We start from the raw sequence: 1,517 nt of genomic DNA, 5'->3' as shown, positions 1-1,517 counted from the left end.
TCAGGGACGTCCGGCGGACGGCCCTCTGGCCGGGAGCGAACTTGATTGACTGGTTAAAGGCAGGTACTGACACTGCCTGCTCCCTGGCAACGACCGCGACGGCCTACTCCGTTTCCTTGCACCGGCTGGAGCCGATACCGTTTGTTTGAATCCACCGCCAAACTAGCGGTGGATGAACCTGTACTCAAAGGTACCAGATCCAGAATAAATTGTCGGCGGACAGCCCCAAACGACGAACACCGATTTTGCTACCAACGCCGCTGACGATTAAAGCTGCCAACCGGACGCGGACTCTGCTGGCCTTGGTGCTCACCAAATTAAGCGGGCTTGGCTGCCAAGCCCGGCACCAAGGCCACTGGCACAAAGCCAACCACTAGACCCAGGCCTTTGCCATTAACGCCGCCAGCACGCGCGACTTTGTAGTGGAGGCGAAGCCGCAACGAAAAAGGCGTCGCCGTGCCTGGCCTGGTTATGTTGATCTCTGTATCAGCCGGCTGATCGCCTGCTTCACATAGCGGTATATTGCAGGGCAACTGCTTGATCTAGGGCCTGCAACATTCAATACACTTACGTTAAATTCTTGGACAAACCCGCTAAGAACTTCCTCCGCGCGCGATGATTCAACCAGCGCAATATCAATAAGCTTGTAGGGTTTGCCTTGCCGAATGCAAAAGAGAACGGTTGCTTCCGTTCCCCCATGAGGATACGACTCGTAAAAAATAGCCGTGCCGTCTGAATCGATAACATTTTGCTTCGTTCGCTGGCGATAACCACCGCCGATCTCAGTCAAGGTGTACGTTTCATTGATCGGCCCATCTTCAGCCATACGCCCAACAGGGCAGCTTCCTCCGATTGGAAAGCCCGACTCAAGGGCCGCATCCAGCGCCGCCCGGTCAGCACCAGTTTGTCCACCACTTATGACCTTTGAGAGCACGACCAACCCCGATCAACATAACGCCAGGGCTAAGCCGCCGGTTGGAGCGCCAGCGCAAACCGGTCGGCTTGAGCCCCTTGTTAACCCTTATCCTTCACTCCAGAGTTCAGAATCATCACTCGGCAATTCTTTTGGTTCGTATGCAATATCAGAATCCTCGGGCCACTTAATATCTAGAGAATTCTTGAAGTCCTGCAAGCTTACAAATGCAATAACATCACCAAAATCCAAATTTTTCCAAGCTTTACCGTTCCAACTCAGAAAATCATAGGTTCCAGCTGCCTCACCAAGCTTTACTGCAACAAAATGAAGACCCTCTTCGCTAGGAGTTCCTTTCTGCCAGCTTAATTCAATAGTCATGCTAATCTCCTAAAACTTTTCTCTGAATCTATCAGCAATATCGGAAAGCTCAAGCAAGTAATGAGGATTCCGAGCATAGACACCATGTGCATCAGTTAAAAAACCAAGCAGCAAGAAGCAATTTCTATGGAGGCTCTGAATAAGTCTCCAAAATCAGCGATAATACGGCCATCGTCAATCGCATAGGATCGTTGCCAGCATGGATCAGATCACCTTCTCCGAA

At 51.2% G+C, this 1,517-nt stretch carries 2 protein-coding genes; both read right to left on the bottom strand.

Annotated features, from left to right (window positions below):
* Positions 1–469: 469 nt before the first annotated feature.
* On the bottom strand, positions 470–934 hold the full coding sequence (locus ACSSVV_RS20955; RefSeq protein ID WP_454106970.1) for a YpsA SLOG family protein: 465 nt from the start codon (positions 932–934) through the stop codon (positions 470–472).
* Positions 935–1,021: 87 nt separating this feature from the next.
* On the bottom strand, positions 1,022–1,294 hold the full coding sequence (locus ACSSVV_RS20950) for a hypothetical protein (RefSeq protein ID WP_454106969.1): 273 nt from the start codon (positions 1,292–1,294) through the stop codon (positions 1,022–1,024).
* Positions 1,295–1,517 lie beyond the last annotated feature (223 nt).

It is taken from the genome of Marinobacter sp. MBR-105 (assembly GCF_053628895.1).
This window is presented reverse-complemented; position numbering and strand designations above follow the sequence as displayed.

Excerpts from the sequence above, each read along its gene's own strand:
- ACSSVV_RS20950 (WP_454106969.1), bottom strand. The coding sequence starts at position 1,294 with ATGACTATTGAATTAAGCTGGCAGAAAGGAACTCCTAGCGAAGAGGGT.